Source organism: Citrobacter sp. KTE30, from assembly GCF_000398825.1.
Lineage (GTDB): Bacteria > Pseudomonadota > Gammaproteobacteria > Enterobacterales > Enterobacteriaceae > Citrobacter > Citrobacter freundii.
The window spans coordinates 205,033-227,486 of sequence record NZ_KB976055.1 but is presented as its reverse complement, the minus strand read 5'-3'; the positions used below and the strand labels follow the sequence as shown (position 1 = coordinate 227,486).

General features: G+C 52.2%; 25 protein-coding genes. 5 read left to right on the top strand and 20 right to left on the bottom strand.

Features of this window, described 5'->3' with window-relative positions:
• Nucleotides 1-4: 4 nt before the first annotated feature.
• From priB to WC1_RS21540, 3 genes are all read right to left on the bottom strand, one after another.
• Nucleotides 5-319 carry a primosomal replication protein N gene (gene priB / locus WC1_RS21530; protein WP_003025674.1) on the bottom strand — a complete coding sequence of 105 codons (315 nt, stop codon included), beginning with the start codon at nt 317-319 and terminating at the stop codon, nt 5-7.
• 6 nt (nt 320-325) lie between these two features.
• On the bottom strand, nt 326-721 hold the full coding sequence (gene rpsF / locus WC1_RS21535) for a 30S ribosomal protein S6 (protein WP_003025672.1): 396 nt from the start codon (nt 719-721) through the stop codon (nt 326-328).
• 158 nt (nt 722-879) lie between these two features.
• A complete protein-coding gene (locus tag WC1_RS21540) occupies nt 880-1,644 on the bottom strand; it encodes a TSUP family transporter (protein WP_016149452.1) in 765 nt (254 codons plus the stop codon).
• Nucleotides 1,645-1,942: 298 nt separating this feature from the next.
• Between WC1_RS21540 and yjfY the strand changes: the two genes are divergently transcribed.
• Nucleotides 1,943-2,218 (top strand): DUF1471 family protein YjfY, encoded by a 276-nt coding sequence (gene yjfY, locus WC1_RS21545; RefSeq protein ID WP_003025668.1) that lies wholly within the window; start codon nt 1,943-1,945, stop codon nt 2,216-2,218.
• Between the two features lie 132 nt (nt 2,219-2,350).
• Here yjfY and WC1_RS21550 read toward each other — a convergent pair whose 3' ends face one another.
• The 6 genes from WC1_RS21550 to ulaA are packed head-to-tail and all read right to left on the bottom strand — an operon-like array spanning nt 2,351 to nt 6,760.
• The gene (locus tag WC1_RS21550) at nt 2,351-3,037 is read right to left on the bottom strand and encodes an L-ribulose-5-phosphate 4-epimerase (RefSeq protein ID WP_016149451.1); all 687 of its coding nucleotides are present in this window, start codon (nt 3,035-3,037) and stop codon (nt 2,351-2,353) included.
• Nucleotides 3,037-3,891, bottom strand: coding sequence for an L-ribulose-5-phosphate 3-epimerase (locus tag WC1_RS21555; RefSeq protein ID WP_016149450.1), 855 nt, complete (start codon nt 3,889-3,891; stop codon nt 3,037-3,039). Before WC1_RS21555 ends, WC1_RS21550 begins: the two co-directional genes overlap by 1 nt.
• A 9-nt stretch (nt 3,892-3,900) precedes the next feature.
• Nucleotides 3,901-4,551: a 3-keto-L-gulonate-6-phosphate decarboxylase UlaD gene (ulaD, locus tag WC1_RS21560; RefSeq protein WP_003025660.1), complete on the bottom strand. Its 651-nt coding sequence runs from the start codon at nt 4,549-4,551 to the stop codon at nt 3,901-3,903.
• 12 nt (nt 4,552-4,563) lie between these two features.
• The gene (gene ulaC / locus WC1_RS21565) at nt 4,564-5,031 is read right to left on the bottom strand and encodes a PTS ascorbate transporter subunit IIA (RefSeq protein WP_003025658.1); all 468 of its coding nucleotides are present in this window, start codon (nt 5,029-5,031) and stop codon (nt 4,564-4,566) included.
• 10 nt (nt 5,032-5,041) lie between these two features.
• Nucleotides 5,042-5,347, bottom strand: coding sequence for a PTS ascorbate transporter subunit IIB (ulaB, locus tag WC1_RS21570; protein WP_003025655.1), 306 nt, complete (start codon nt 5,345-5,347; stop codon nt 5,042-5,044).
• A 15-nt stretch (nt 5,348-5,362) separates the two neighbouring features.
• Nucleotides 5,363-6,760: a PTS ascorbate transporter subunit IIC gene (gene ulaA / locus WC1_RS21575; RefSeq protein ID WP_003025652.1), complete on the bottom strand. Its 1,398-nt coding sequence runs from the start codon at nt 6,758-6,760 to the stop codon at nt 5,363-5,365.
• Between the two features lie 367 nt (nt 6,761-7,127).
• Between ulaA and ulaG the strand changes: the two genes are divergently transcribed.
• Entirely contained in the window at nt 7,128-8,192 is a 1,065-nt protein-coding gene (gene ulaG, locus WC1_RS21580) for an L-ascorbate 6-phosphate lactonase (protein WP_003025649.1), read from the top strand.
• 107 nt (nt 8,193-8,299) lie between these two features.
• The gene (gene ulaR / locus WC1_RS21585; RefSeq protein WP_003839504.1) at nt 8,300-9,055 is read left to right on the top strand and encodes an HTH-type transcriptional regulator UlaR; all 756 of its coding nucleotides are present in this window, start codon (nt 8,300-8,302) and stop codon (nt 9,053-9,055) included.
• On the opposite strand, the gene yjfP is transcribed toward ulaR, so the two are convergent.
• On the bottom strand, nt 9,052-9,801 hold the full coding sequence (gene yjfP / locus WC1_RS21590; RefSeq protein ID WP_016149449.1) for an esterase: 750 nt from the start codon (nt 9,799-9,801) through the stop codon (nt 9,052-9,054). The genes ulaR and yjfP overlap by 4 nt on opposite strands.
• A gap of 181 nt (nt 9,802-9,982) precedes the next feature.
• Here yjfP and bsmA point away from each other — a divergent pair, with 181 nt between their 5' ends.
• Together bsmA and yjfN are read left to right on the top strand one after the other, a co-directional pair.
• Nucleotides 9,983-10,312 carry a biofilm peroxide resistance protein BsmA gene (bsmA, locus tag WC1_RS21595; RefSeq protein WP_003025640.1) on the top strand — a complete coding sequence of 110 codons (330 nt, stop codon included), beginning with the start codon at nt 9,983-9,985 and terminating at the stop codon, nt 10,310-10,312.
• Nucleotides 10,313-10,459: 147 nt separating this feature from the next.
• On the top strand, nt 10,460-10,735 hold the full coding sequence (gene yjfN / locus WC1_RS21600; RefSeq protein ID WP_003839497.1) for a DUF1471 family protease activator YjfN: 276 nt from the start codon (nt 10,460-10,462) through the stop codon (nt 10,733-10,735).
• Between the two features lie 85 nt (nt 10,736-10,820).
• On the opposite strand, the gene WC1_RS21605 is transcribed toward yjfN, so the two are convergent.
• From WC1_RS21605 to hfq, 10 genes are all read right to left on the bottom strand, one after another.
• Nucleotides 10,821-12,443: an isovaleryl-CoA dehydrogenase gene (locus tag WC1_RS21605; RefSeq protein WP_016149448.1), complete on the bottom strand. Its 1,623-nt coding sequence runs from the start codon at nt 12,441-12,443 to the stop codon at nt 10,821-10,823.
• Nucleotides 12,444-12,572: 129 nt separating this feature from the next.
• Nucleotides 12,573-13,304, bottom strand: coding sequence for a 23S rRNA (guanosine(2251)-2'-O)-methyltransferase RlmB (gene rlmB / locus WC1_RS21610; protein WP_003025615.1), 732 nt, complete (start codon nt 13,302-13,304; stop codon nt 12,573-12,575).
• A 70-nt stretch (nt 13,305-13,374) separates the two neighbouring features.
• Nucleotides 13,375-15,837 carry a ribonuclease R gene (gene rnr / locus WC1_RS21615; RefSeq protein ID WP_003025612.1) on the bottom strand — a complete coding sequence of 821 codons (2,463 nt, stop codon included), beginning with the start codon at nt 15,835-15,837 and terminating at the stop codon, nt 13,375-13,377.
• Between the two features lie 156 nt (nt 15,838-15,993).
• The gene (gene nsrR, locus WC1_RS21620) at nt 15,994-16,419 is read right to left on the bottom strand and encodes a nitric oxide-sensing transcriptional repressor NsrR (RefSeq protein ID WP_003025609.1); all 426 of its coding nucleotides are present in this window, start codon (nt 16,417-16,419) and stop codon (nt 15,994-15,996) included.
• 216 nt (nt 16,420-16,635) lie between these two features.
• Nucleotides 16,636-17,934, bottom strand: a complete 1,299-nt coding sequence (gene purA, locus WC1_RS21625; protein ID WP_003025606.1) for an adenylosuccinate synthase — start codon at nt 17,932-17,934, stop codon at nt 16,636-16,638.
• A 102-nt stretch (nt 17,935-18,036) separates the two neighbouring features.
• Nucleotides 18,037-18,234, bottom strand: coding sequence for a DUF2065 domain-containing protein (locus tag WC1_RS21630; protein ID WP_003025602.1), 198 nt, complete (start codon nt 18,232-18,234; stop codon nt 18,037-18,039).
• A gap of 82 nt (nt 18,235-18,316) precedes the next feature.
• Nucleotides 18,317-19,321: a protease modulator HflC gene (gene hflC, locus WC1_RS21635; RefSeq protein WP_003025595.1), complete on the bottom strand. Its 1,005-nt coding sequence runs from the start codon at nt 19,319-19,321 to the stop codon at nt 18,317-18,319.
• A gap of 2 nt (nt 19,322-19,323) precedes the next feature.
• Nucleotides 19,324-20,577 (bottom strand): FtsH protease activity modulator HflK, encoded by a 1,254-nt coding sequence (gene hflK, locus WC1_RS21640; protein WP_003025593.1) that lies wholly within the window; start codon nt 20,575-20,577, stop codon nt 19,324-19,326.
• Between the two features lie 189 nt (nt 20,578-20,766).
• Nucleotides 20,767-22,047 carry a ribosome rescue GTPase HflX gene (gene hflX, locus WC1_RS21645; RefSeq protein ID WP_003025589.1) on the bottom strand — a complete coding sequence of 427 codons (1,281 nt, stop codon included), beginning with the start codon at nt 22,045-22,047 and terminating at the stop codon, nt 20,767-20,769.
• A gap of 74 nt (nt 22,048-22,121) precedes the next feature.
• Nucleotides 22,122-22,430 carry an RNA chaperone Hfq gene (hfq, locus tag WC1_RS21650; protein WP_003025584.1) on the bottom strand — a complete coding sequence of 103 codons (309 nt, stop codon included), beginning with the start codon at nt 22,428-22,430 and terminating at the stop codon, nt 22,122-22,124.
• Between the last annotated feature and the right edge of the window lie 24 nt (nt 22,431-22,454).

Genomic DNA, 22,454 nt, shown 5'->3' with positions numbered 1-22,454 from the left:
ATGGCTAGTCTCCAGAATCTATCAATTCAATCTGCTCGGCATGCAGAACCATTTTGCTCAGGCCGTTCTTTGCCTTGTGGCAAGAGATGAACCCCTGAACGGTCACTGCGCTACCGACCGTTATACTGTGAGTAATGGCCTGGTTTTCGTGTCCGCTAATAATAACGGGCATTTGGCACCACGCCTGCCGGTGAAACCCGGCTTCCTCCTGCACAGAACGATGCTCAAGCACGAACTGGCAATGAGGAATTCCTGATGGACTGACCTTTCGAAGGGGAGCCCTGCACACGGTGCCGGACAACGCCAGACGGTTGGTCATCAGAAATTACTCTTCAGAATCCCCAGCTTCAGCATCATCTGCGGTTTCGTTAGCGAAATCATCGCGACGCTCACGGCGCTCGTCTTTCGCTTTAACCATCGGAGATGCTTCGGTAACAGCGTGTTTAGTACGCATAACCATGCTGCGGATAACGGCATCGTTGAAGCGGAAGGTAGTTTCCAGCTCATCGATCACTTCCTGCGGCGCTTCAACGTTCATCAGAACGTAGTGAGCTTTGTGCAGTTTGTTGATCGGGTAAGCCAGCTGACGGCGGCCCCAGTCTTCCAGACGGTGGATCGTGCCTTCTGCACCAGTGATGGCAGCAGTGTAGCGTTCGATCATACCCGGAACCTGTTCGCTCTGGTCAGGATGGACCATAAAAACGATTTCGTAATGACGCATCGAATTGCTCCTTACGGATTATTCAGCCTCCTGTCTGGGTCAGCCGAGGCCCATGGAGGCAAGGAACGTGTTAAAGGTCGGCTGAAAAATGACGCGTCATAATACTGGGGTCAGCAGTTAAACTCAAGGTGCTTGTACGATTATTTATCATGTCGCCATTAATACATATCCAGCAGCATTTTGACGCTGATACAAATAGAGACGATGACAATCATGGGTCGGATGACTTTCTTGCCGCGCGTCAGTACGACTGTCGCACCCAGACGTGCGCCAAGGGATTGCCCGACAAACATCACCAGCCCCAGCGACCAGATCATTTTACCGCCGAAAATGAAGAACAGAATCGAGGCAATGTTCGACGCCAGGTTGATAAAATTCGAGTGGATTTGCGCTTTATCGATACTGTACCCCCACAGCAGGATATAGCAGAGCGTATAAAAGGAGCCGGCCCCGGCACCGAGAAAACCATCATAAAACCCAATACCTCCCCCGCAGATCAACGAGAAGAGAAACAGGGATACATGCTGCTTCCTTTTCGGTTCGCTAAGATTAGGCGCAGAAATAAAGTAGATAGCGACCGCGATAATCAGGATCGGCAGCAGTTTCTTCAACACGTCCGGTTCAATAAACTGGATAAGCGTTGTGCCCATCGCAGAACCGATAAAGGCAGATAAAAAGACATATTTGTGCTCCTGCACATTAATATGTCCCCGGCGTAAAAAGTAAATTCCGGAGGTTAGCGAGCTACCCAGTGCCTGAATTTTATTGGTTGCCAGCGCATTAGCCGGGGGTAAACCAGAAATTAAGAGAGCGCCAATAGAGAGAAAACCACCGCCGCCCGACACCACGTTAATAAAGCCAGCCACCAGCGCGACCATAAACATAATCACGAAATAGCTGAAATCCATGAATGAAGTATCCATAAGTTTTTGCCTAATTATCATAAAGTTATATTAATTATCTAGCTCACTATAAACGGCGTACTCACCCGATTAAATTGACTATTTGGTAAGAGCTTATGCGCGTAAGGCAGGTATTTTTAACCGTAGCGGAAGGCATCAGCTGATTGTTAATTAAAGAAAAGATGGCTTTGCGGTAATTTTTTGAACAACTGCATCAGAAATGGTCGCTATCGACTGCGCCGGCAGCGGTTAAAATTAAATCAGAAGTTATCCACTCACAGGAGAGAGCTAACCAGAGACCGCAGTCGAGGAGGTACATATGCGAGCCCGTGTTTTGACCCTTCTGGCTGTACTTTTGCTCAGTGCAAATGCAACGGCAGCCATCAAAATTGACAATCATCAGGCCAGGAATATGGATGATGTGCAGAGCTTAGGCGTTATTTACATAAATCATAACTTCGCCACTGAAAGTGAAGCCACTCAGGCCCTGAATGAAGAAACCGATGCGCAAGGCGCAACCTACTATCACGTGATCCTCACCAGGGAACCCGGTAGTAACGGAAATATGCACGCCAGTGCAGATATTTATCGCTAGCACCAGAAACAACCAACGAGAACATTGCCACAGTTTGACTTGCCCCCTTCACTGGGGGCTTTTTTTTGCAAAACAATCCCGAAGCCAGACCGATCTCATCCCCATGAAGAGTTGGCTCCGGAACGTTTTTTCTTACTTCTGGCCGTAATAGGCATTTGGGCCGTGCTTACGCATGAAGTGCTTATTCATCAGGTAACTGTCGATGGGGCTGAGCGCCGGATTAATGCCACGCGCAATCCATGCCATTTTTGCCACCTCTTCCATCACCACAGCGTTATGTACCGCGTCGTGAGCATCTTTGCCCCAGGCAAACGGGCCATGTTGGTACACCACTACGCCAGGCGTATGTAAAGGTTCCACCTCCCCGAGCGTTTCAATAATCACCCTACCGGTATTAAGTTCATACTCCTCCTGAACTTCAGCTTCAGTTAAAGCCCGGGTACAGGGAATATCGCCAAAGAAGTAGTCAGCATGCGTCGTGCCGAGCGCAGGAATTGCCAGACCTGCCTGCGCCCATGCCGTCGCGTGGGTTGAGTGGGTATGCACCACGCCGCCGAGAGAGGAATAACGGCGATACAGCGCCAGATGGGTGGCGGTGTCGGAAGAAGGACGATAGCGTCCCTCCACCACATTACCGTGCAGATCCACAACCACCATGTCATCCACTGTCATTGTTTGGTAGTCGACGCCGCTGGGCTTGCTCACCACCAGCCCGCGTTCGCGGTCGATGGCGCTGACGTTACCCCAGGTAAACGTCACCAGCCCGTAGCGCGGCAGATCCATGTTGGCCTCAAAAACCTGCTGTTTACGTTTTTGCATTACACAGCCTCCACCAGGCCCGCGTTGGCCATACGCGCTTTCACCCAGTCGCGCGCCTTCGCCACTTCACGTGCTGGGTCGTCCGACGTTTCGCTCCACATCTCAATCAGGTATGGCCCGCAATACCCACTCTGTTTGAGCGTCGCAAAACAACGTTCGAAATCGACAACCCCTTCACCAAACGGCACATTTTTGAATACGCCGGGTTTGGTATCTTTCACGTGTACGGCAACTATATGGCCCATTCCCGCCTGCAGCTCCATCTGCACGTCGTTATCCCACGCCGATAAATTGCCAATATCGGGATACAGCTGGAACCACGGATTGTTGAGATAGTGGGCGTATCCCAGTGCCTTACTGATCGAATTCATCAGTGGATAATCCATGATTTCCATCGCCAGCGTCACCTGTGCACGGCTCGCCATCTCTACGCTCTCTTTCAGCCCATCGCGAAACCGACGACGCGTTTCGTTATTGGCCTGCTGGTAATAAACGTCGTAACCCGCCAGCTGAATCACACGGATGCCGATATCCTGGGCGAACTGGATGGCTTTACGCATGATCTCCAGCCCCTGTTCGCGTACCGCATCATCTTCACTACCAAGCGGAAAACGACGATGAGCGCTCAGGCACATGGACGGTACCCGTATCCCGGTGTCGGCGATAGCGGCCACCAGCGCCAGTCGCTGCTCGCGGTTCCAGTCAAGACGCGCCAGGCGAGCGTCGGTTTCATCAACCGACATTTCGACAAAGTCAAAGCCCAGTTCCTTCGCTAGTTGCAAGCGTTCCAGCCAGCACTCCCCGCCGGGGAGTGCTTTTTCATAAATACCGAGCGGGACCTGTTTCGACAACATAGTCGCTCCTTATCCCCACAGTTGGGCGATAGAACGTTTGAACTGACGGGCCGCTTCCACCGGAGAGGCGGCATCGCGAATACTGCGGCCGGCAATAAAGACGTGAATCGGAATTCCCTGGAACAGCGGCAGATCTTCCAGCGCCAGACCGCCGGTGACGGTGACTTTAAAGCCCATCTCGGACAGACGCTTGATCGCGCTGATATCCGCTTCTCCCCACGCCACGCCCGCCGCCTGCGCATCACGACTGCGGTGATATACAACTTGCCCAATCCCTGCGTCACGCCACTCTTGCGCCTGCTCCCAGGTCCAGTAACCAGTCAGTTCAATCTGTACATCACCGTTAAATTCTTTCGCCACCTCCAGCGCCCCCTTGGTGGTGTTGATATCGGCACAGCAGATGACGGTGACCCAGTCAGCGTTGGCTTCGAAACACATGCGGGAGAGGATTTTTCCCGCATCGGCAATTTTGGCGTCCGCCAGTACAATTTTATGTGGGTAAAGCGCTTTCAGATCGCGAACGGCGCGCACGCCCTCTGCCACGCAAAGAATAGTGCCCACTTCAATGATATCGACCTCTTCGGCAATCAGACGCGTCGTTTCATACGCGGAAGACATTGATTGGTTATCCAGCGCAACCTGCAACATAGGTAATGACATTTTGGTATCCTTTTAAACAGCCGCCGCAGTGGCGTTATCAATTAAATCCAACACTTCCTGCGCGGTGCGGCAGGCGCGTAAACGGTCGAAATTGGCTTCGTCATCAAAGAGATTCACGATCTGCATGATGCCCACTTCCTGATGCGTGTTGGCGTCAACTGCCGCCATCGTGATCAGAATGTCGACCGGGTCGTTATCTTCGTGGTTAAACACCAGCGGCGTTTTCAGCGTCACCAGCGCAAAACCGGTTTTCTTGACCCCTTCCTCCGGACGGCCGTGCGGCATCGCCAGGCCTGGCGCAATCACAAAGTACGGGCCAAACTGCTCAACGCCATCAAGGATGGCTTGGTAGTAGCGTGGTTCAACCACATCAGCCTTAACCAGCAGATCCACGCCAAGCTTTACCGCTTCCTGCCAGGTACTGGCCTCGGCTTGCAAAAGGATGGAACTATTGTCTGCCAGCGAGTCACGTAATTTCATATGCCGCCCCTTACTTCACGTCCTGCGGAAAATGCGCTTTGATCACTTCCAGCAGTTTTGGTCCAAAATCGGCAGGAGACAGCATGTTGCGTACGCCAACGACATATTTATTGCCAGAAACGGTAATCTCACCGGCGATATGCGTAGAGGCGATGATAATATCCGCTCCGCTCAGTTCACTTTTGTATTCACCCACGGCGCAGCTGTTTACCGTATGGTCAATATTTGACTGGGTTAAAAACTGGTCCACCTTCATTTTCATGATCATGGAACTGCCCTGCCCATTGCCACACACAGCCAGAATACGTACGGTCATAATCGGAACTCCTTATTAAGCAGAGTGTTCTGCCAGTTGTTTTTCTGCGTCTTCCTCAGCACGCAACGTGCGTCCTGCGAAAAACATATAAGCCAGTGCAATCAGAATAATGACGGCCATAAACACGATGCCGATGGAGGCAAAGCCTTGCATCATCGGCGGTGCCAGAATTGACCAGTCCGCCATGCCCATCCAGGCGCTCATACCGGTGAGCTTCACCGCCCAGACGCAGCCGAAGATTTCGATCATCCCCATCACCAGGCAAATCTTGAGCGCTGCGCGCCAACCGCCAAAGTGGTTAGCAAATACGCCGATAGTGGCGTTCGAGAAGAACATCGGGATAAAGCCTGGGATAATCAGAATGGAAGAGCCGCAGGCCACAAGGATGCCCACCGCAATCAGTTGGCCGATGGTCCCCCACATAAAGCCCCAGACCACCGCGTTAGGAGCAAAGCTATAAATCGCCGCGCAGTCGATGGCCAGTACCGCGCCCGGGATCAGGCGTTGAGAGATACCGTTGAACGCTTCTGAAAGTTCAGCAACGAACATACGTACGCCCTGGGTGATGATGAAGATAGCGACAGCAAACGAAAAACCGGTTTGCAGGATATACACCGTCCAGTGGGTTTTACCCGCCATCGCCTGAACCACATCAATGCCGAAAGAGAGCAGGATCGCCCCGAAGAAGATGGTCATCACAATCGCGGTAGAAACGATGTTGTCATGGAAGATATTCAGCCAGCCTGGCAGCTTGAGATCTTCTACGCTCTCCTCTTTCTTACCCAGATACGGCGCGACTTTGTAAGCAATCCAGGAGGCGAACTGCTGCTGGTGACCGATGGAAAAACCACAGCCGTCGGTCACTTCCTGGGTCGGCTTGTACATCATATTGGAGGTAATGCCCCAGTAGAGCGACACCAGCACCGCGGTACAGATGATGGTGGTCCACATGGAATAGCCAAAGATGTAGAAAGAGACGGCGATCAGGCCCGCCTGCTGGAACATGATGTGCCCGGTCAGCATGATGGTACGAATACCGGTAATCCGCCGTAGCAGCACGTAACAAATGTTTAGCGCCAGCGCCAACAGTACCGCGTACCCTACCCAGCTATAGGCATCCCCCATACGTTCGATGGTTGCCATCATGGAGGCATAGGTATCGGAAATCGCACCGTTGATACCGTAAACCTCGGACATCTTCGCCACTACCGGTTTAAACGTGCTGGTCAGAATGCCCGACCCTGCCTGCAATAACATAAAACCGATAATCGTTTTGATCGTGCCTTTGATAATAACGCTGACACTTTTACGCAACAGGATGTAGCCGAGGCAGGTCACAATACCCAACAGCAACGGTGCATTGGTCATGACCTGATTAAAAAAGACGGTAAAGATGTTGTAGAGGATCTCCATAACGATCTCCAGTAGACGAAGTTGCTGAACATTCATTACAGATGCCCAGGATGTTGTGCCCTCACTCTAATTTTCAAAAGTAATCACAACAAGATTGAATTTGATTAAATGTGATGCAGTACGCAAATAATTCTCTTACTTGCAGAGTGGATTTACTCCTAATTCATTCGCTTCAAAATAAAACCAATCAAAACAATAAAATACAAAAATACATTTCATATAAACCATCTTGTCACGTTGTAATTTGTTAACAATTTTTCATTCAACACCAAAAATCAACGCATTGCCTTCTTGAGAAAATGATGTCAGTATCAATCAAAACAAATCACAATTTGATTCAACTTGAACAAACATGAAGGTAATTGCGATGAGTAAAGTAAAAAGCATCACGCGTGAATCATGGATCCTGAGCACATTCCCGGAGTGGGGAAGCTGGCTGAATGAAGAGATCGAGCAGGAACAGGTCGCACCAGGTACTTTCGCGATGTGGTGGCTCGGCTGTACCGGAATTTGGCTGAAGTCGGAAGGCGGGACTAACGTCTGCGTCGATTTCTGGTGCGGCACGGGCAAACAGAGTCACGGTAACCCGCTGATGAAAACCGGTCACCAGATGCAACGCATGGCAGGGGTGAAGAAGCTGCAGCCAAACCTGCGCACCACGCCGTTTGTTCTTGATCCGTTTGCCATTCGTCAGATCGATGCGGTGCTGGCCACGCACGATCATAACGATCACATCGACGTAAATGTTGCGGCAGCCGTCATGCAGAACTGTGCCGACGACGTGCCGTTTATTGGACCGCAGACTTGTGTGGATCTGTGGATCGGTTGGGGTGTACCAAAAGAGCGCTGCATCGTGGTAAAACCAGGCGATGTGGTAAAAGTGAAAGATATTGAAATTCATGCGCTTGATGCGTTCGATCGTACTGCGTTAATCACCCTGCCCGCCGATCAGAAAGCCGCTGGCGTACTGCCGGATGGTATGGATGCCCGCGCAGTAAACTATCTGTTCAAAACGCCGGGCGGTACGCTTTATCATAGCGGCGACTCACACTACTCCAACTACTATGCAAAGCATGGCAACGAGCACCAGATCGACGTCGCACTCGGATCCTACGGCGAGAACCCACGGGGTATTACGGACAAAATGACCAGTTCTGACATGCTGCGTATGGCGGAGGCCCTGAATACAAAAGTGGTGATCCCTTTCCATCATGATATCTGGTCAAACTTTCAGGCCGATCCGCAGGAGATCCGCGTACTGTGGGAGATGAAAAAAGATCGCCTTAAGTATGGCTTTAAGCCATTCATCTGGCAGGTAGGTGGCAAGTTCACCTGGCCGCTGGACAAAGATAACTTTGAATATCACTATCCGCGCGGCTTTGATGACTGCTTCACCATTGAACCGGATTTACCGTTTAAATCGTTCTTGTGATCCACACAAAATGCCGGGCCATCCCGGCATTTTTTTCCCATTTACTTTAGTATTTCCAGGCTATTTCAAATATCATCTTTTCAAATCAATTTGTATCGGAATAGCTCATGACTGAAGCACAAAGACATCAAATATTGCTGGATATGCTGGCGCAGTTGGGCTTTGTTACCGTTGAGAACGTAGTTGAGCGTCTGGGGATTTCACCCGCCACTGCGCGCCGGGACATCAACAAGCTCGACGAAAGCGGCAAACTCAAGAAAGTACGCAACGGCGCAGAAGCTATTACCCAGCAGCGGCCGCGCTGGACGCCAATGAATCTTCACCAGGCGCAGAACCACGATGAAAAAGTTCGCATTGCCAAGGCCGCATCCCAGCTTGTGAATGCGGGTGAAAGCGTAGTGATCAACTGCGGATCGACCGCTTTCCTGCTGGGTCGCGAAATGTGCGGCAAGCCGGTGCAGATCATCACCAATTATTTGCCCCTGGCGAACTATCTGATCGACCAGGAGCATGACAGCGTGATCATCATGGGAGGGCAATATAACAAAAGCCAATCCATCACGCTTAGCCCGCAAGGCAGTGAAAATAGCCTGTATGCCGGACACTGGATGTTTACCAGCGGCAAAGGGTTGACCGCGGACGGACTGTATAAAACCGATATGCTGACCGCGATGGCCGAGCAGAAGATGCTTAACGTGGTGGGTAAACTGGTGGTGCTGGTCGATAGCAGTAAAGTCGGTGAACGTGCGGGAATGCTGTTCAGTCGCGCCGATCAAATCGATATGCTCATTACCGGCAAAAATGCAAACCCTGAGATTCTGCAACAGCTTGAAGCTCAGGGCGTGAGCATTATGCGCGTTTAAAGGTGCTGGCGGAAAAACGTCACTGTTGCGGCCAACGCTTCTGGCGTGATGCGATGTCGTACACCCGCTTCCCACAGGCAGGTCAGATTGTTGTCCAAACCTGCCTGAATCAGCGCTTGCTGTAAGCGGAAGGTTTCAACAGCCGGTACAACATCATCATCCTGTCCATGCCACAGCAGCAACGGCCTGTCGGCAAGGCGTGGCAACTGATGCGTAACATCCCATTCGGCAAGCGGGGCGATAACGGCATCAAACTCCGCCTGTTGCTCTGGGGTCTGAACCTGTAAAGGAGGAAAAAGCGTCTGCGCAAGCCGGGTAAAATAGCCTGAGCCCATCAGGCTGGCTACACATTTAACCTCAGGATGGCGCGCCATTATGCCCAATGCAGTCATTCCCCCCATCGATGCCCCACCGACGGCAAGCCGCTCATCTGAAAGCCAATTTTCTGCCACCAGAGCCGCACGTAACGTCGTAAACTCCTGCATGTTTTGCTGCAATATATGCCAGAAGCGGAACATTCGCTCCTGAGCATTACCTTTAAAGCGGGCGCCATGTTCGGGCGCATCTGGCATGACGACGCGAAATCCGGCCTGAGCCAGCGCAACAGCAAAATAACTGTAGACCAAACTTGAAGATGTAAACCCGTGATAAAAGAGAATACAAGGGAGTGAACATTCGCGTTTACCAGCCGGAACGGCGTGCAGGACAGGGATACCAGCTAACTGTCGTGTCTCAATTTCTATCATTTGTTGCCCCTTTTTTTCTGGTATGCCATGCAGCGATACTTAACGCAAGCGAATGTGTTCGGCAATGATTCATAATGTTGAGAACTGGGTTACGCTTTCGCAACATTTTCATTCGAAAATCGCGTGAGAGATAACAATTCGGGAACATTCCCCTAAAGGGAAATTAATAAGGCACTACACTATGGCTATCAGGAAACGAGATAGAGTTATGCGTCGGTTTGCCTCTTTGTTGCTGGTTATGTTTTTAAGCGCCTGTAGCGTGCTACAGGGAACGCCGCAACCCGCACCGCCCGTTGCCGACCACCCGCAGGAGATCCGCCGTGACCAGAGTAATGGGTTACAGCGATTAGGGACGGTTAGCGCGCTGGTAAGAGGCTCTCCGGATGATGCGCTGGCAGAGATCCGTGCCAAAGCCGTCGCGGCTAAAGCTGATTACTACGTGGTTTTATTAGTAGATGAAACCATCGTGACAGGCCAATGGTATTCACAGGCAATTTTGTATCGTAAATAACATTGGGTTGAAATTTAGTCAGCTTTACATTGCTTTGCGCCTCTATGCGTTTACCTGTGCACAATAAACCAACAGCAGGAAGCTTGAGGTTTATTATCGCGATGGAATGCCCTGCCGTGTGTAGGGGTACGAATAATGGAGCTGACGATGAAACAATCTCTTGCCTTATCCTCACTGCTGCTTTCTGCCGGACTGGCAGGCACTACGGCGCAGTCTGCCGAATTCGCCAGTGCTGACTGCGTTACTGGCCTGAACGAAATTGGCCTGATCTCTGTCAGTAACATTGCAGGGAATCCGCAGGATGTAGAACGTGTAATCGCGTTAAAAGCGGATGAACAAGGTGCCTCATGGTATCGGATCATTCAGATGTACGAAGACCAGCAGCCCGACAACTGGCGCGTACAGGCCATACTTTATGCGTAACAGATTGCCGGATGGCGTAAACTTATCTGACCTGGACTGAGCGTAGGCATGATAAGACGCACCCGCGTCGCCATCAGGCAAGTTATTACCGTAACCCCCCCGTTGCCCGCAGGAGCAAATCGTTCAGCACCTGTTCAGACAATCGTAGTCCACCCCGCGTATCAAGCATCATTTGGCACCAGGCCTGCGCCACTGGCGGAGAAGAATAACGCAACATCTGCGCCCCGCAACCGAGCAGGAAAAGCTGCTGCGTAATCTCCCGTCCCAATGCCTCACTGGGTTTACGTAAACGCTGCTGCAACTGACGCACCATTCGATCGTAATGCCGATCCTGCCCCTTTACCTCCGCAAAGGCTTCGCTGAGCATATCGTAGATGCCGGGTTGTTTTGTCAGTACCCGCAATACATCAAGGCACATAATGTTGCCGGAGCCTTCCCAGATACTGTTTACCGGCATCTCACGATACAGGCGCGGCAGCTCACTCTCCTCGCAATAGCCAATCCCGCCCAGCACTTCCATCGCCTCAGCCACAAACGGCATACCGACCTTGCAAACGGAGAATTTCGCTGCTGGCGTGAACAACCTGGCCCACAGCGCTTCTTTGGCATCAGCACGACGGTCCCAGGCCCGCGCCAGTCGAAACAGTAGCGCCGTTTGCCCTTCCAGTTGGAGCGCCATCCGGCCTAATACCTGACGCATCATCGGCTGTTCAATCAATGGCTTGCCAAAAACCTGTCGCTGGTGCGCATGATAAATCGCGACGGAAAAAGCACGTCGCATCATGCCGTGACTGCCGAGCGCGCAGTCAAAACGCGTCATCCCGCCCATCTTCAGGATATGGCGGATACCCTCCCCTTCTTCGCCCAATAGCCAGCCAATCGCATCGTGGAATTCAACCTCGCAGCTGGCGTTGGAGCGGTTGCCTAATTTATCTTTCAGTCGTTCAAGACGGATGGCATTACGCTGCCCGTCAGGTAAAAATCGCGGTACAAAAAAGCAGGATAAGCCGCCCTTTGCCTGGGCCAGCACCAAATGGGCATCGCTTTGCGGTACGGAGAAAAACCACTTATGTCCCACCAGCCGATACGAGCCGTCGACAAGACGTTCTGCCTGAGTGGTATTGCTCAGCACATCTGAACCACCCTGTTTTTCGGTCATACCCATACCAATCAGTAGCCCGCGCTTTTGCCCTCCGGGCAGTAAATGCGAGTCATAACGATCGCTTAGCAGCGGCGTCAGCCAGTCGTTAAAGGGGGCGGGTAACATTTGAAGTAACAGCGGCGTGGCGGCAAACGTCATGGTCACCGGACACAAAGTGCCTGCTTCAACCTGCGCATGCAGCATGAAACGCGCCGCCCGGGCAACAAATGTTCCCTGCCTCGCGTCTTCTTCCCAAGCCAGATTATGTACGCGGTTGGCGCACAATCCCTGCATCAGCAAATGCCAGGCAGGATGAAAACGCACATCATCCAGCCGCTGCCCCTGCGGGTCGTAGCGCAATAGTTCAGGTGGAAAAGCATTGGCCAGACGACCCAGTTCGAGCGACTCGGCAGTCCCTAGCTGCTGACCAATACTGGCGAGAAGATCGCTATCCCAGCCAGCGCCTTCACGGATAACCGCTTCGCACAGCGCGCCGTCGGACAAATATAAGTTACTGTTATTGAGCGGTACAGGTTGGTTAAAAACGGTGTGCGTTTGCCAGTGCATTGTGTCTCCCTCCGTCAATGGCCGTCGCTTTAAGTATGGTCAGGCAGCAGAGAGAACGCATGGGACAACGGTCACAAAAAAGCCATCCCGAAAGATGGCTTGAGAGAAGAGAGAAATAAGGGAGATAGTTTAGCTGCGCTGGCGGACTGCTTCAAACAGGCAGATGCCCGTCGCAACTGAAACGTTCAGCGACGAAACGCTACCTGCCATCGGGATGCTGATGAGTTCGTCACAGTGTTCACGGGTCAGACGGCGCATACCCTCACCTTCTGCGCCCATCACCAGCGCCAGACGCCCGGTCATTTTACTCTGGTAGAGAGTATGGTCGGCTTCGCCAGCGGTTCCGACGATCCAGATATTCTCTTCCTGCAGCATACGCATGGTGCGCGCCAGGTTGGTCACGCGGATCAGCGGTACGCTTTCTGCCGCACCGCAGGCCACTTTTTTCGCCGTAGCATTCAACTGAGCGGAACGATCCTTCGGTACGATTACAGCATGTACGCCAGCAGCATCGGCGCTACGCAGGCATGCCCCCAGGTTATGCGGGTCGGTGACGCCATCGAGGATCAAAAAGAACGGCTGATCGAGCGTAGCAATCAGATCCGGCAGATCGTTTTCCTGATACTGACGGCCCGGCTTCACGCGAGCAATAATCCCCTGATGTACCGCACCCTCGCTTTTCTCATCCAGAAACTGACGGTTAGCCAGTTGAATGACAACACCCTGTGCTTCCAGTGCGTGGATCAGCGGCAGCAGGCGTTTATCTTCACGACCTTTGAGAATAAAGACGTCCTGGAAGCGCTCAGGCGCACGTTCCAGCAGAGCCTGCACCGCATGGATGCCGTAAATCATTTCACTCATGAATGTACTCGTTAATAGTTTATGCATAACGCGGGCAACACGAGATTGCCCGACTTACTGTTTATGGCAGTTATTGTGCGACTTTCTTTTTCGCCGCACGTTTAGCTTTGGTGGCGGCAGCAATTTTAAGCGTTTTTGCCGATGGCTTTTTCGCTTTTTTGTCGCCTTTCTTCTCAGCCGCATTCTTTTCCGCCTGAGGTTTGGCTCTGCCTTTTTTCTCGCCGCGGAAAGCGCTGTCCGGCTCGAAATTCACCTTTTTGCCCATCTGACGACGTTTACCGGTATTTTTACCCGCATCGCTTTTTTTGGCTTTTTCGCGCGCAGTTTTACCTTCATTACGCGGCGCACGTTCGCTGGAGATCAAGCTAAAGTCGATTTTACGCTCGTCCATGTTGACTGCTTCCACGCGAACTTCCACGCGATCGCCCAGGCGATACATCTGACCGCTGGATTCCCCCGTCAGGCGCTGCCCAACCTGGTCGAAACGATAGTAGTCGTTATCCAGGGAGGAGACATGCACCAGACCGTCGATAAACAGCTCATCAAGACGGACAAAGAAACCAAATCCGGTGACGCTGGCAATCACGCCTTTGAAGACATTCCCCACCTGATCCAGCATGAAGTCGCACTTCAGCCAGTCAGAGACATCGCGTGTGGCTTCGTCAGCACGGCGCTCGGCCATCGAACAATGCTGACCCAGTTGCAGCATCTCTTCCATCGAATAATGGTAGCCACCCGTTTCCGTGGTGTTGCCTTTATGACCCTGCTCCTGCGCCAGCAGGTACTTAATCGCCCGGTGCAAGGAGAGGTCCGGGTAACGACGGATCGGTGAAGTAAAGTGTGCATAAGATTGCAGCGCCAGGCCGAAGTGACCACGGTTTTCCGGATCGTAAATCGCCTGCTTCATCGAACGCAGCAGCATGGTTTGCAGCATTTCTGCGTCAGGACGGTCAGCAATCGACTCCAGCAGTTCAGCGTAATCGCGCGGCTCAGGTTTGTTGCCACCTGGCAGCTCCAGTCCCAGCTCTGCCAGGACGGAACGGAACGAGTTAATCGCTTCGGTCGTCGGCTTATCGTGAATACGGAACAGCGCTGGCTCTTTGGCTTTCTCAACGAATCGCGCCGCTGAGATGTTCGCCATGATCATGCACTCTTCAATCAGCTTGTGCGCGTCGTTACGCTGCGTCTGCTCAATACGCTCAATACGGCGTTCAGCATTGAAGATAAACTTCGCCTCTTCACTTTCAAACGAGATACCGCCGCGCTCTTCGCGGGCTTTATCCAGCACTTTGTAGAGGTTATGCAGCTCTTCAATGTGTTTGACCAGCGGTGCGTACTGCTCACGCAGCTCCTGGTCGCCCTGCAGCATGTGCCAGACCTTGGTGTAGGTCAGACGTGCATGGGAACTCATGACCGCTTCGTAGAATTTAAAGCCGGTTAAACGGCCTTTCGACGAAATGGTCATTTCACAGACCATACACAACCTGTCCACCTGCGGGTTGAGCGAACACAATCCATTAGAAAGCACTTCCGGCAGCATCGGGACAACCTGCGACGGGAAGTAAACGGATGTGCCACGGCTGCGGGCTTCCTGGTCCAGCGGAGTCGGCGGGCGAACGTAATAGCTTACGTCGGCAATCGCCACCCATAAACGCCAGCCGCCGCCGCGTTTCTTCTCGCAGTAAACCGCATCGTCGAAGTCACGCGCATCTTCGCCATCGATAGTCACCAGCGGCAGGTCGCGCAGATCGACACGTCCTATTTTCGCCTCTTCCGGCACTTCTTCTTTCAGTCCGGCGACCTGTTTCTCAACAGCCTGCGGCCAGATATATGGGATTTCATGAGTACGCAGGGCCATATCAACGGCCATGCTGGTTCCCATGTTGTCACCCAGCACTTCAACAATTTTACCCACCGCTTTGGTGCGGCGAGTAGGACGTTGGGTCAGTTCAACGACGACCACAAAGCCCATACGAGCGCCCATCACCTCTTCCGGCGGGATCAGGATATCGAAACTCAGACGGCTGTCGTCAGGGACGACAAACCCAACGCCAGCATCGGTGAAGTAGCGACCAACAATTTGGCTGGTTTTTGGCACCAGTACGCGCACAATACGCGCTTCGCGACGACCTTTACGGTCCGCGCCCAGCGGCTGCGCCAGCACCTGATCGCCATGAATGCAGGTTTTCATCTGCTCGCTGGACAGGTACAGGTCATCTTTGCGGCCTTCAACGCGCAGAAAGCCGTAGCCATCACGGTGGCCAATAACGGTACCTTTCAGCAGGTCGAGACGCTCCGGCAGCGCATAGCACTGACGACGGGTGAAGACCAGTTGTCCGTCACGCTCCATCGCGCGCAGACGGCGGCGCAGTGCTTCCTGCTGCTCTTCACCTTCAATGTTGAGTTCAGCGGCCAGCTCATCGCGGTTGGCCGGTTTTTCACGTTTAGTTAAATGTTCGAGGATAAATTCCCGGCTTGGGATAGGATTCGCGTATTTTTCAGCTTCGCGTTCCTGGAAAGGATCTTGTGACATTGAGGTTCCTCCATTGTCAGCTCTGATGGAATTCCTTCGTCTTTCACGACGCCTCTTTGTTGGCTGCCTTTGCTCCCACCAGTAACTTACTTTTGTAAGCTCCTGGCGACTCGCTCAGTTGCCGCCGCGATGCGACGCGAAATACTTTGGACTTCATTATTCCACCAGCAATAATTTATAAAGCGGTTGATTCTCTTCAACCAAATCAGCAAGTGTGTAGTTGTCCAGCTCCGTGAGAAAACTTTGCACTGCCTTAGAAAGCGCCTGTTTGAGTCGACAGGCTGGGGTAATGTGGCAAAACTCGCTGCTACAATTGACCAACGATAAGGGTTCCAGCTCGCGAACCACATCACCAATACCAATATCCTTAGCGGGTTTACCCAAGCGGATACCGCCATTTTTTCCTCGAATAGCAGTAACAAAGCCCGCCCGGCTAAGTTGATTGATTATTTTGACCATATGATTACGGGACACGCCGTAGACTTCTGTCACCTCAGAAATACTGGTCATACGTCCTTCGGGAAGTGACGCCATGTAGATTAGCGCACGTAATCCGTAATCGGTGAAACTTGTTAACTGCACATCAACCTCAGGAAAAGGGATAAAACGGATAAACCTGGTGGTATTAATTATATTGATGATAAACCAGCCACCAGCCAGGTCGCTAATTTATTTCAGTTCGGGAAGGAAAAAAGCGAGGAACTTACGTGATTTTAAGCCGGATTCTGATGCAAAGCACCTTATCCGGCTTGAGATATTGCAAGCGCAGCGCCATTCGACGCCACGCTATAACCAGAATTATGCGTCGAACGGGTCGCGCAGGATCATGGTTTCAGTACGGTCTGGGCCAGTTGAGATAATATCAATCGGCACACCGGTCAGTTCTTCAATACGCTTGATGTAGTTCAGTGCAGCCTGCGGCAGACCGCTACGTTCCTTCACGCCGAAGGTAGATTCAGACCAGCCCGGCATGGTTTCGTAAATCGGCTCGATACCTTTCCAGTCGTCTGCTGCCAGCGGAGTAGTCGTTACTTCACGGCCATCCGGCATACGGTAAGCGACACAGATTTTCACTTCTTTCAAACCGTCCAGTACGTCCAGTTTGGTCAGGCAGAAGCCAGACAGGGAGTTAATCTGTACTGCACGGCGTACAGCAACGGAGTCCAGCCAGCCGGTACGACGACGACGACCGGTGGTCGCGCCATACTCGTTACCTTGTTTGCACAGGAACTCGCCAACGTCATCAAACAGTTCAGTCGGGAACGGACCCGCACCTACACGAGTAGAGTAAGCTTTGATGATACCCAGAACGTAGTCCACATAACGTGGGCCCAGGCCAGAGCCGGTTGCCACGCCACCTGCGGTGGTGTTGGAGGACGTTACGTACGGATAGGTGCCGTGGTCGATATCCAGCAGCGTACCCTGCGCACCTTCAAACATGACGAAATCGCCACGCTTACGCGCCTGGTCCAGCAGATCGGAAACATCAACAACCATCGAGGTCAGGATGTCGGCGATAGCCATCACATCATCCAGCACTTTCTGGTAGTCAACTGCTTCAACTTTATAGAAATTCACCAGCTGGAAGTTGTGATATTCCATCACTTCTTTCAGTTTTTCAGCGAAGGTTGCTTTATCAAACAGATCGCCAACACGCAGACCGCGACGAGCTACTTTGTCTTCATAAGCCGGACCGATACCACGACCGGTAGTACCGATCGCTTTCTCGCCACGCGCTTTCTCACGAGCGTTATCCAACGCAACGTGATAATCAAGGATCAGCGGACAAGCTTCAGACAGCAGCAGGCGCTCGCGAACCGGGATACCACGATCTTCCAGTCCTTTCATTTCTTTCATCAGCGCGGACGGAGACAGAACAACACCGTTACCGATGATGCTGATGACATTCTCGCGAAGAATACCTGATGGAATAAGATGGAGGACGGTTTTTTCACCGTTGATTACGAGAGTATGGCCTGCGTTGTGACCACCCTGGTAGCGCACAACATATTTAGCCCGTTCAGTCAGAAGATCGACGATCTTCCCTTTACCTTCGTCACCCCATTGGGTGCCCAGTACGACGACGTTGTTACCCATTTTTCAAAATCACCGTTTGCTTAAAAATGGATTCTACCACCGCTTTTTCAGATATACAGCACTTTTTGCATGCGAAAATCCGCAAATTAGTCTACTAATTAATCAGCCAATCGTTTTCCTCAACATGTAGTAGACCACAACGCCCGCAACCACAAGACCGCCACCAAAACGACGCAAAATATTTTCGGGAAGTTGCGCCATTGCAGAGATCATTTTCTTCCATGCGCTGGGATAAAGCATCGGACCCAGCCCTTCCAGCACCAAAACCAGCGCGAGCGCCAGCAAAATTGTTGAATTCATCCATCGCCCTTATATAAAAAGAAAACCACCGCATCCCTGGAGATGCCGGTGGTTTTGCTGCTTTAAAACCGCTGGAACGCGATTAGCGTGTCGCGGAACTCGGTGTCTTCATGTAGCGGAAGAAATCGCTGTCCGGACTCATGACCATCACGTCCTGGTTGCCTTCGAAGCTCTTCTCGTAAGCACGCAGGCTACGGATGAAGGCGTAGAAGTCAGGATCCTGACTAAACGCATCGGCAAACAGCTTAGCGGCTTCTGCATCGCCTTCACCGCGCATGATACGGCCCTGACGCTCAGATTCTGCCAGCGTTTTAGTGACTTCATAGTCCGCCGTTGCACGCAGTTTTTCCGCCTCTTCCTGGCCTTGTGAACGATGGCGACGTGCTACCGCTTCACGCTCAGCGCGCATACGGTTGTAGATAGCCTCGGACACTTCAGCAGGCAGGTTGATTTGCTTAATACGCACGTCAACCACTTCGATGCCCAATGCCGCCATACTGTTCGGGTTGATGACCGGTACTTTACCGTTCGTTTCAGCCTGAACACGTTCAGCCGCTTCGGCAATCGCGCTATCTGCTGCCGGAGTCGCCACTTCATCTTCCGTGCCAGCAGAACCGGAGTTCAGCGCGTCACGAACTTCCAGGGTCAGACGACCGCGGGAATCGGTAACGATGTCCTTCACGTCCAGACGACCAATTTCAGAACGCAGACGGTCAGAGAACTTGCGTTTCAGCAGGACTTCCGCCTGAGAAACATCGCCACCGCCCGTTGCCAGGTAGTAACGGCTAAAGTCACTGATGCGCCACTTGATGTAGGAGTCAACAATCAGGTCTTTCTTCTCTTTGGTAACAAAGCGATCGGCCTGGTTGTCCATGGTCTGAATACGCGCATCGAGCATCTTCACAGATTCAATAAACGGAATCTTGAAGTGCAGGCCTGGTGCAACGACCAGCGGCTTGTTTTCATCGTCACGCAGAACTTTACCAAAGCGCAGAGTAATGCCGCGCTCGCCTTCTTTGACCACAAAGACAGACATGAACAGAACTACCAGAACGATGATGATAATCGCAATAACTGACTTACGCATCGTTATTCCCCCTGACGCTGGTAGTCGTTACGCTGCGCATTCGCGCGGCGTTGGTCCATAATATCGCCCTGACTGGTGGACGATGTATTGCTTGCTCCAGTGCTGGAAGTCGTTGCTGGCGGCAGACGCAACAGGTTTGAACTGCTGTCAGTCTTTGCTGCTGGCGCACTACCACCTTTCAGCATTTGATCCAGCGGCAGAACCATCAGATTGCTGCCTTTATCGTTAACCAGGACTTTGCGGGTATTGCTCAGCACTTTTTCCATGGTTTCGATATACAGACGCTCGCGGGTAATTTGCGGTGCGGCTTTATATTCCGGCAGAATTTTTGCGAAGCGAGCCACTTCACCCTGTGCTTCCAGGATGGTCTGAGTCTTATACGCACGCGCTTCTTCCAGAATACGCTGAGCCTGACCGTTTGCACGCGGCTGAACTTCGTTGGTGTACGCTTCTGCTTCACGAATGTACTGCTGTTCGTTTTCACGTGCTGCGATAGCATCGTCAAACGCGGCTTTTACTTCTTCCGGCGGACGTGCTGCCTGGAAGTTGACGTCCAGCAAGGTGATACCCATGTTGTACGGACGGATTGTTTCTTCCAGTTCCCGCTGGGTATCGCTACGAATAACGGTACGCCCTTCGGTCAGGATACGGTCCATGGTGTATTTACCGATAACCCCACGCAGGGCGCTGTCAGTTGCCTGACGCAGACTGTCATCCGCACTGGTTACGCTAAACAGGTAACGCTGCGGATCGGTCACGCGGTACTGTACGTTCATTTCGACGCGTACGACGTTTTCGTCAGAGGTCAGCATAACGCCGGATGCGGCAAGTTCACGCACGGCTTCAACGTTGACCGGTGTCACTTCATCGATAAAGGTCGGTTTCCAGTTCAGACCCGGTTCAACCAAATGGCTGAATTTACCGAAGCGTGTCACCACGCCACGTTCCGCTTCTTTAATGGTATAGAAACCGCTAGCCGCCCAGATAATGACGATGGCGGCCGCTGCGATAGTAAAGACTCGCCCGCCCAGTTGCGGACGCGGGCCTTGCGATGAACTACCGCCGCCAGAACCAGTACCTTTACCGCCACCCAGACCACCGAGCTTTTTACTCAGTTTGCGGAAGATATCGTCCAGATCGGGAGGTCCCTGCTCGCGACCACCTTTGTTTCCATTTCCCTCAGGGTTGCCGCCAGGTTTGCTGCTTCCCCAGGGGTCGCGGTCTTGTCCGTTATTACCGGGCTGATTCCACGCCATTTTTGTGCTCCATATTTGTTATGCGATGCTATACCTGCGTCTTTTGCGCTGCCGATGCGTTGGCTGCGTCCCTCAACTCCAGTCACATAGTTGACTATGCTCCTGGAGATTTCAGGACTTGCCGCCTTCCTGCCGCACAAAATCCACAAGGTATAGAGGCGAAAAAATCTTCAGGCCATATCCGTCAGATCAGACAACATAGTCTTCCAGTGCCGGTTCTTGTTTACAGAGGCGACGCCAGTCTACGATCGGCATACGAACCTGCAGACCTACGCTGCCGTCTTCCTCCATCCACTCTTTTTCTATTGCCTGAAGTTGATAAAACCGGCTTCTCAAACGCCCTTCCTGCGGCGGCAAACGCAACGTATGCTGCGCCACCTCACCGGAAAGTCGCTCAGTCAAAGCCTGAAAAAGTTGTGGTATACCAATCCCCGTTTGCGCTGATACCCAAACGCGAATGGGTTTATTCTCTTCATCTCTATCGATACGCGGCTCAAAGTCATCCAACATATCGATTTTATTCATCACCAGCAGGGTCGGGATCTCATGCGCATCGATCTCTTCGAGCACCGTGTCGACTGCCTCGATGTTTTCCTGCACACGAAAATCTGCAGCATCAATAACGTGCAGCAGCAATGTCGCCTGACGTGTTTCCTGCAAGGTGGCTTTAAATGCCGCCACCAGGTCGTGCGGCAAATGGCGGATAAACCCTACGGTATCCGCCAGCACGGTCTCCCCCACGTCCGCCACGTCTATGCGGCGCAGCGTTGGGTCCAGGGTCGCAAACAGCTGGTCCGCTGCATAAACCCGGGCTTCGGTGATCTGGTTGAACAGGGTGGATTTTCCGGCGTTGGTATATCCCACCAGTGATACGGTTGGGACATCCGCTTTCTTGCGCGACTGCCGCCCCTGCTCACGTTGCTTTTCAACTTTTTCCAGGCGCGACTGTATTTGCAAAATGCGATTACGCAGCAAACGACGGTCGGTTTCGAGCTGGGTTTCACCCGGACCACGCAAACCAATCCCGCCCTTTTGCCTTTCAAGGTGGGTCCAGCCACGGACCAGACGCGTAGCCATATGGCGCAACTGCGCCAGCTCAACCTGCAACTTACCCTCATGGGTGCGCGCACGCTGGGCAAAAATATCTAAAATAAGACCGGTCCTGTCGATTACAAGACACTGGCACAACTGTTCCAGGTTACGTTCCTGGGCGGGGCTCAGAGCATGATCAAAAATCACCACCGCAGCGCCAGTCGCTTTTACGGCTTCGGCAATTTCGATTGCCTTACCTTCACCAACAAAATACTTCGGGTGCGGTGCTTTACGGCTCCCGGTAATCACCTGCATTGCTTCGACACCGGCGGAAGAAACCAGAGATTCAAACTCCTGGAGGTCTTCCATATCTTTGTCTTGCGAAAAATAGATGTGTACCAGTACCGCCTGCTCACCGGCATCATAACGGTCAAACAAGCGTCAACCCCTTAATATAAATCAACGGGGAACGCAGGATCGCTGGCTCCCCGTATGTAAAACAGCTAATAACCTTATTCGGTTTCTTCGCTGTCCTGTTGCGCAGATGAACCTTGCGCGTTGCTACCGTGATGGTAGTTGCTGCCAGTGCCGCCGGTGGCATTATTGCTGTGATGAGAAACCGGACGAGACGGGACAACAGTAGAAATCGCGTGCTTATAAACCATCTGGCTGACCGTGTTTTTCAACAGGATCACGAACTGATCAAAAGACTCGATTTGACCTTGCAGCTTAATACCATTCACCAAATAAATAGAAACTGGAACACGTTCCCGACGCAGTGCGTTCAGGAACGGATCTTGTAAAGATTGCCCCTTAGCCATTCTCTCTTTTCCTTATATGCTTAT